This is a genomic window from Klebsiella sp. JN_Kp121 (assembly GCF_040062145.1).
In the GTDB taxonomy this organism is placed as follows: domain Bacteria; phylum Pseudomonadota; class Gammaproteobacteria; order Enterobacterales; family Enterobacteriaceae; genus Klebsiella; species Klebsiella aerogenes.
In genome coordinates this window covers 1-7,880 of the sequence record NZ_JBEAHX010000018.1, presented here as the reverse complement: position 1 = coordinate 7,880, position 7,880 = coordinate 1, and the positions used below count along the sequence as shown (strand labels likewise).

Below are 7,880 nucleotides of genomic sequence, written 5' to 3'. Positions count from 1 at the left end.
ACCACTGTTGGTTATTAACGGACATGTTAACCTCGATTTCAGGATGCAGAGGAGCGGCTCCGCTGCACAACAGCGGAGCATTATTGTTATTAAATTAAAGAGGTATGCTATTCGCGGATTAGCCGACCGGCCTGTTGTAGCGCTTTGTAGGCCTCATACTTGCGTTGATGTAGCGAGCTAAACGCCGTTTCGCTACGATAGGTTTTATCCACTCTGGTGAACCGCTTCATGGCGTCCGGTAGTGAGGCGGCGACGTTGCCCGCGACGGCGCCGAGGATGGCGGAACCCAGCAATACGGGTTCGCTACTGGCTGTGCTGACCACGGTCACGCCGCAGGCGTCGGCCAACAGCTGGCGTACCAGCGGGTGCTGACCCGCGCCGCCGCTGATAACGATATTTTCGTTCTCAATACCACAGGCGCGTTGGGCATCGAGGATCTGCCGCAGGCCGTAGCCAATTCCGCATAATCCGGCGACGTACAGCGCGGTCAGATTATCAAGATCCCGCTCCATCCCCAGCCCGGCAATCAGCGCTTTCGCGTGGGGGTCGGCAAGCGGCGCGCGATTGCCGAGAAACTCCGGCACGACATGCAGTCCATCAGCCAGCTGCACCGCCTCCGACGGCGAGGCAACCTGCGCCAGCACGCGATCCGCCAGCCAGACCGGCAGCGGAACGGCGGCGGCTTTGGCCTGTTCACGCGCTTCTGCCGCTGCCGGATGGAAGCTCAGTAACTGGTCGATAGCCGCGCCGGCGGCGCTTTGTCCGCCTTCGTTCAGCCAGTAACCCGGTACCATCGCCGAATAGTAAGGCCCCCAGACGCCAGGAACGAACACCGCTTTCTCGGTGGTAGTCATGGTGCAGGAGGAGGTGCCGAAGACGTAGGCCATATTATTCACCGCGCCGTTGAGTACGCCGACGGTGCCGATGCCGCCTGCATGGGCGTCGATCATCCCGACCGCCACCGGCGTACCGACAGGCAGGCCCATCTCTTCAGCCGCCGCCGCGGTTAACCCATCACCACAGGGCGTACCCGGATCGACAATGCGCTGGCCGATACGAGCGAAGTCTTCCTCCGCCAGCTCTGCGAGGCCAATCTGGCGAAAGTAGTCGGCATCCCAGCGTTTTTCATGGGCCAGATAGGTCCATTTACAGGTGACGGTACAGACGGAGCGGGCCAGATCGCCGGTCGCGCGCCAGGTGAGATAGTCGGCCAGGTCGAAGAAATGGCGCGCGGCGGCAAAAATCTGTGGACGGTTTTCTTTCAGCCATAGCAGCTTCGGCGTTTCCATCTCCGGGGAGATAGTCCCGCCGACGTACTGCAGCACCGGATGGCGGGTGGCATTGATGCGTTCCGCCTGTTCGGTGGCGCGGTGATCCATCCAGACGATGATATTGCGGTCCGCCTCTTCGCTGGGGCCGACGGCCAGCGGCGCGTCATTCTCACCGATTACCACCAACGAGCAGGTAGCGTCGAAGCCGATACCGGCAACCGAGTGCGGAGAGACGGCGGCCTTTTCAACCGCGCATTTAATGCAGTCGCAAACCGCCTGCCAGATTTCGCGGCTGGATTGTTCCACCACGCTGCCGGCGCTACGGAAGAGGGTGATCTCCCGGGTGGCGTGGGCCAGTAGTTCGCCGCTGAGGTTAAATACCCCGGCGCGCACGCTGCCGGAGCCGACATCGACGCCGATAATGGTTTGAGTCTCGCCATTCATAAAATCGTCCTTTTAGTCACCGATACCGGGGGTTATAAATCAACGCTGTTAGGCAAAATAACCAGGTCGCGTACGGTGACGTTTTTCGAACGGGTGACCATAAACAGTACCGATTCGGCAACTTCGATAGGCTGCATCAGGCTACCGTTGGCCAGCGCTTCTTCCATTTTCTCTTTCGGCCAGTCATCGAGCAGGGCGGTGACCACCGGGCCAGGCAGTACCGCGCCGACGCGGACGCCGTGTTGGGAAACCTGGCGGCGGGTGGTATGAACAAACGCCTGTACGGCGAATTTTGAGGCGGTATAGATAGGTTCCCAGATAACCGGTACCACGCCGGCGATGGAGCTGGTGAAAATAATATCGCCGGATTTTTGCGCGATCATATGCGGCAGCACGCTACGCACGCAGCGGAAGGCGGCATTAGTATTGAGGTGCAGCACGCGATCCCAGACGTCCGGGTCACCCTCGGCGACCGGGCCGCCGATATAAGCGCCGGCGTTGGCGTGGAAGATATCGAGACGCCCTGCAAGCTGCAGGATGCCGTCAATGATCTTATCCACCTGCTCGCCCTGCATCAGATCGACCTGTAAGGCAAAAGCGTTTTCGCCAAGCTCTGCCACAATCTTGTTGAGCTTTTCGCCTTCACGGTCGATCAGAACCACCTTCGCGCCCGCGCCAAGCAGGGTTTTCGCGCATTCAAGACCAATGCCGGAAGCGGCACCGGTGACCGCGGCGACTTTGCCGCTAAGAGAAGTATTCATAGAGGATACGGAGTGGTTCATTTTATAATCCTTCATGTTGTCTGTTTTGCTCTTCAAGCTGGTCTCGACGAGCTTGAGGAGCGGTTACCTGCTACAACAATCTGGCCTGTCAGAGCAGGAGTAACTAAGTTAAGCTATTGAATATCAGCACCATTTATTTCAATTTGCTGATGTCTGAATGATTATTGAGTGTATACGCTAGCGAGCGTCATGGTTGCTCAATCGATGAAGCTAATGTTGCGCCAGCTTCATCGATTGAGCAAGTGGGGAAATTAACAGCGAAATGAATTTGTGACGCAAGTTGGGAAAATGAAAAAAATCACTATCTACGATCTGGCGGAATTATCCGGCGTTTCGGCAAGCGCGGTGAGCGCGATCCTCAATGGCAACTGGAAAAAACGCCGTATCAGCGCCAAACTTGCGGAAAAAGTGACGCGGATTGCGCAAGAGCAGGGCTACGCGATTAATCGCCAGGCCAGCATGTTGCGCAGTAAAAAATCGCATGTCATCGGGATGATTGTCCCCAAATACGACAACCGCTATTTTGGTTCCGTGGCGGAAGGCTTTGAAGAGATGGCGCGTGAGCGCGGCCTGCTGCCGATTATTACCTGTACTCGCCGTCGTCCAGAACTGGAAATCGAAGCGGTGAAAGCGATGCTCTCCTGGCAGGTAGACTGGGTGGTGGCGACCGGGGCGACTAATCCGGATAAAATTACCGAGCTATGTCAGCAGGCGGGGGTGCCGACGGTCAACCTTGACCTACCGGGCTCCACCGCACCGTCGGTGATCTCCGACAACTACGCGGGCGCCCGCGCGTTGACCGATAAAATTCTTGATAACAGTCTCAATCGCCACGGCAAACTGGCGCCGCTGTTTTTTGTCGGCGGGCGCAGCAGCGACCACAACACCCTGGAGCGTTTGCGCGGATTTCGCGATGCTCATGAGGCGCGCGGCATGAGCGTGCCGGAAGAGAATATTCTTTCTCCGGGCTATTCAAAAGGCAAAGTGGAAGCCTGCATGCAGGCGCGTTTCAAAAGCGCCGATGAACATCTGCAGGGGTTCTTCGTTAACTCGACCATCTCGCTGGAAGGGGTGGTGAGATGGCTGGCGCAGTTGGGGCTGACCGGCGTCGAGCAGCCGCCGATGGGCTGTTTTGACTGGGACCCATTTGTTTATCTATTGGGTCACGATATTGACATGGTGCAGCAGAACGTCCCGGCGATGCTGGAAGCGGTATTCAATATCATCGACGCAGGTGAAGCCAGCCAGCAGCGGGTAGAGATCCCGCCGCTGCTGATTAGCAGCCGCGAGCATCTGGCGTGAAAAGCCGCTGGCGCTAGCGCGTCAGCAGCCAGCGGGCGGTATGTTCATCGGTCACCAGGCCGTTAATCCAGCCGCCTTTTAACGCCGCAAGGATCGCCGGACGCTTGTTCTCGCCGCAGGCGACGGCTATTCGCGGGCACTGGTTTTGGCGGATATCGTAGCTGGTGATCAGCCGATTAATTTCGCTGTCGACGACGCCGCCGTCGGCATCGATAAAGCGGCCGAGGATCTCGCCGATGCCGCCGCGCGCCGTCAGTTCATCCAGTTGGACTTTATTAATAAACCCGTCTTTGAAGATCGGGCTTTGGGTACCCAATGGGCCGATACCGACGAAAATAACGTCCGCCTGCTGCGCTGCGGCAGAAACATTGCTGAACAGTCGGCTGCCGCACCACATCTCATGTTCCTGACGGGTTTGCGCATAGCGCGGCGCGGGCCACTGATAGTAGTTGGCCTGAATTTTCCGCGCCAGCAGCAACGGCACATCATCGTAGTAGTTGCATTTCCCCTCATCGTTCATTGCGCTAATCAGCGCCACGCAGCGGCTGTTTGGGCTATCGAAATCAATGCGCTGGATGGTTTTTTTCAGCGTTAATCCAGAACCAATGCCGATTATTTTGGCGTTATCGCTCTGCAGGTAGCGGGCCATCAGCTGATAACAGCCGAAAGAAACGCTATCCAGCGTGCTCTCTTCGTTGTAGGTCGGCACGATATTGCACTCGATGAGTTGATACTTTTCCTGCAACAACTGCGCATAATCGAGGCAGTTCGCCACAGGATGATGCAAGCCAATCGACACAATACCTTCTTCCTTCGCCGCGGCGATCAGGCGCTGGACCACCGGCCTTGAGGTGCCAAGGTGGCTGGCGATTTCGCTCTGATTCTGACCGGCAATGTAGTACATCCATGCGGCGCGGACCTTCTGATCCAGCCTGATGTCGTCTTCTTTACTCACGGTGTCCTGCCTTAAATACGCGGGCGCAGTAGCGCAGATACCCGCATTTTGGCTGCGGTTTTCCAAACAGGCAAGCTTTTGCTCTGTTTTGGTCATTTGTAATTTAAATGGGTAATTGCTCTTTTGTGATCCGTAGCTCTTATTTGATTCAAATGATCATCTACAGTGAGCCGCATCACCTCAAGGAGAGCAGAACATGAATACGCAATTCACATGGCTTCACATCGGTCTCGGTTCTTTTCATCGCGCCCATCAGGCGTGGTACCTGCATCGACTGCGGGTTTCCGGCGATTCGCGCTGGCATATCGCGGCGGGAAATATTCGTAACGACGCCGAGCACGTGGTGCAGGCGCTGGCGGAGCAGAGAGGACGCTACGTCCTCGAGACGGTGAGCCCGGAAGGGGAGCGCGAATATGAAGAGATCGCCTCAATTCAAAAATTACTGCCGTGGCAGGCGGGACTGCAGCCGCTGATTGATGAAGGCGCGAACCCGCAGACTAAAGTCATTGCTTTCACGGTGACGGAAGGGGGTTATTACCTCAATACGCAGCATCGCCTGGAAACCAGCAACGCCGATCTGCAGGCCGACTTGCAGGGGGATTGCAAAACCATTTATGGCACCATCACCCGGATTCTTGAAAAACGCATCGCCGACGACGCGGGTCCGCTGACGCTGCTCAACTGCGACAACGTGCGCCACAACGGCGAACGTTTCCATGATGGGCTGGTGGAGTTTCTGCAACTGACCGGTAAACAGCAGGTTATTGACTGGCTGGCGGTGAACGCGACCTGCCCAAACACCATGGTCGATCGTATTACGCCGCGCCCGGCCGCCGATCTGGCGCCACGTATCAAAGCGCAAACCGGCATCGATGATAAAGCGCCGGTGATGGGCGAAACCTTTATTCAATGGGTAGTGGAAGATAATTTCCGCGCTGAGCGCCCGGCGCTTGAGACGGTGGGCGTGGAGATGGTGGCGTCGGTTATCCCCTATGAAGAGGCGAAGATTCGCATTCTTAACGCGTCGCATAGCTGTATTGCCTGGGCGGGAACCCTGTTGGGCCAGCAATATATTCACGAGAGTACGCTTACCGATGCCATCTACGCCATTGCTGACCGTTACGTCAGCGAAGATGTGATTCCGTGTCTGGGCGATAACGGCATCGACCTGGCAACCTATCGCGACGTGGTACTCAAGCGTTTTACCAACCCCTATATCCAGGACACCAACCAGCGGGTGGCAGCCGATGGATTCTCAAAAATCCCGGCGATGATTGCCCCAACCCTGCAGGAGTGCTACCAGCGCAGCGTGCGCCCGCAGGCTACCGCTATGTTGCCGGCGCTGTTCTTTGTCTTTATGCAGCAGTGGCATAAAGGGGCTTTACCGTATCAGTACCAGGACGGAATTCTCGATGAATCGGCGGTGCATGCCATGTTTAATTCGCCTGATCCGATCGCCCGGTATGCTGCTGATAAAGCCTTATTCGGCGAGCTGGCGGAATCGGCGGATTTTCAGGCGCTGCTGCGTGAGCAAATCGCCGCCGTCTACGCGTTGACCCAGCAGGAGGCGCTATGTATTTAGGTATCGATCTCGGCACTTCGGAAGTTAAAGCGCTGGTGCTGGATGAAAATAATACGGTCGTCGCCAGCCATAGCGCGCCGCTGACCATCCAACGGCCGCATCCGCAATGGTCTGAACAATCGCCGCAGGCGTGGTGGGAAGCGACGGAATACCTGATTGCCACTCTGCGCGAGAAGTGCGCGAGCCATTGGTCGGCAATTAAAACCATCGGCCTTTCCGGACAGATGCACGGCGCCGTACTGCTGGATGCCAGCGGCGAAGTGATTCGCCCGGCGATTTTATGGAATGATACCCGCTGCGCGCAGGAGTGCGCCGAGCTTGAAGAGATGGCGCCGGAGCTGCATCAGGTGGCCGGTAATCTGGCAATGCCGGGGTTTACCGCGCCGAAACTGCTGTGGGTGCGGCGTCACGAACCGCAGCATTTCGCCCGTACCGCCTGCGTGCTGTTGCCGAAGGATTTTCTGCGCTACAAGATGACCGGCAAAAAAGTCTCCGATATGTCGGATGCCGCCGGGACGCTGTGGCTGGATGTTGCGCGGCGGGACTGGTCCGACGCGCTGCTGCAGAAGTGCGGCCTGACGCGGCAACAAATGCCGGAACTGGTGGAAGGATGCGACGTTTCCGCCACGCTGGCGGCAGACATTGCCGAACGCTGGGGGCTTAATCCTTCGGTGCTGGTGGCGGGGGGCGGCGGCGATAATGCGGTCAGCGCGATTGGCGTTGGCGCGGTGTCGCCGGGAGACGCTTTTATCTCGCTGGGTACCTCCGGCGTACTGTTTGTCGTCACCGATCGCTATCGTCCGGCGCCGCAGTCGGCGGTGCATGCTTTCTGTCATGTGCTGCCGAACCTGTGGCACCAGATGAGCGTGATGCTCAGCGCCGCCAGCTGTCTGCAGTGGTTCTGTCGTCTGACCGGCACCACCGAAGTGGCGCTGCTGGAGGAGGTCGCCCAGTTAAGCGAAGACGAAAAAGCCAATGCGCCATACTTCCTGCCTTATCTTTCCGGCGAGCGTACCCCGCATAACGATCCTCTGGCGCGCGGTATGTTCTGGGGAATGACCCATGCCAGCCTGCGCGCTCAACTGGGATATGCGGTGCTGGAGGGAGTGAGCTTCGGTATTGCTGACGGCCTGCGCGTGTTGCAGGAGAGCGGAACCCGTATCGACCAGTGCTCACTGGTCGGCGGCGGCGCCCGCAGTCCGTTCTGGGCGCAACTGCTGGCGGATATCCTGGCGATGCCGGTGGTGACGCATAAAGGCGGAGAAACCGGCGGCGCGCTCGGAGCGGCGCGGCTGGCCTGCCTGGCGGCGGGCAAGCCGCTGGCCAGCGTTTGTCATAAGCCGGAAATCTGGCAAACCTGGCAGGCGGATCTGCAGCGTCATCAGGCGCTGATGCAGCGTTACGCCCATTTCCAGTCTCTGTACCTCAACGACCGACATTTTCGACAGCAATAAGACATATGACGCTCCGGCGAAATTGCCGGAGTGATTCTCCTGCACCCTACAACAACGAGGTCACCATGTCCGTTAATCACCAACAGTGGC

The 7,880-nt window shown here is 57.9% G+C and carries 6 protein-coding genes; 3 read left to right on the top strand and 3 right to left on the bottom strand.

All coding sequences use genetic code 11. The features are described 5' to 3' along the window. Nucleotides 1-107 precede the first annotated feature (107 nt). Nucleotides 108-1,715: an FGGY-family carbohydrate kinase gene (locus tag ABLU86_RS17670; RefSeq protein ID WP_045363038.1), complete on the bottom strand. Its 1,608-nt coding sequence runs from the start codon at nt 1,713-1,715 to the stop codon at nt 108-110. 32 nt (nt 1,716-1,747) lie between these two features. Continuing rightward, entirely contained in the window at nt 1,748-2,497 is a 750-nt protein-coding gene (locus ABLU86_RS17665; RefSeq protein WP_015365771.1) for an SDR family oxidoreductase, read from the bottom strand. Nucleotides 2,498-2,785: 288 nt separating this feature from the next. On the opposite strand from ABLU86_RS17665, the gene ABLU86_RS17660 reads away from it, so the two are divergent. Further along, the gene (locus ABLU86_RS17660) at nt 2,786-3,799 is read left to right on the top strand and encodes a substrate-binding domain-containing protein (RefSeq protein WP_020078320.1); all 1,014 of its coding nucleotides are present in this window, start codon (nt 2,786-2,788) and stop codon (nt 3,797-3,799) included. 13 nt (nt 3,800-3,812) lie between these two features. Here ABLU86_RS17660 and ABLU86_RS17655 read toward each other — a convergent pair whose 3' ends face one another. Beyond that, on the bottom strand, nt 3,813-4,754 hold the full coding sequence (locus tag ABLU86_RS17655; RefSeq protein ID WP_015365774.1) for a sugar-binding transcriptional regulator: 942 nt from the start codon (nt 4,752-4,754) through the stop codon (nt 3,813-3,815). 196 nt (nt 4,755-4,950) lie between these two features. Here ABLU86_RS17655 and dalD point away from each other — a divergent pair, with 196 nt between their 5' ends. After that, nucleotides 4,951-6,336: a D-arabinitol 4-dehydrogenase gene (dalD, locus tag ABLU86_RS17650; RefSeq protein WP_108429687.1), complete on the top strand. Its 1,386-nt coding sequence runs from the start codon at nt 4,951-4,953 to the stop codon at nt 6,334-6,336. Further along, a complete protein-coding gene (xylB, locus tag ABLU86_RS17645; RefSeq protein ID WP_045363032.1) occupies nt 6,327-7,790 on the top strand; it encodes a xylulokinase in 1,464 nt (487 codons plus the stop codon). The genes dalD and xylB overlap by 10 nt, the downstream gene beginning before the upstream one ends. The last annotated feature ends 90 nt before the right edge of the window (nt 7,791-7,880 follow it).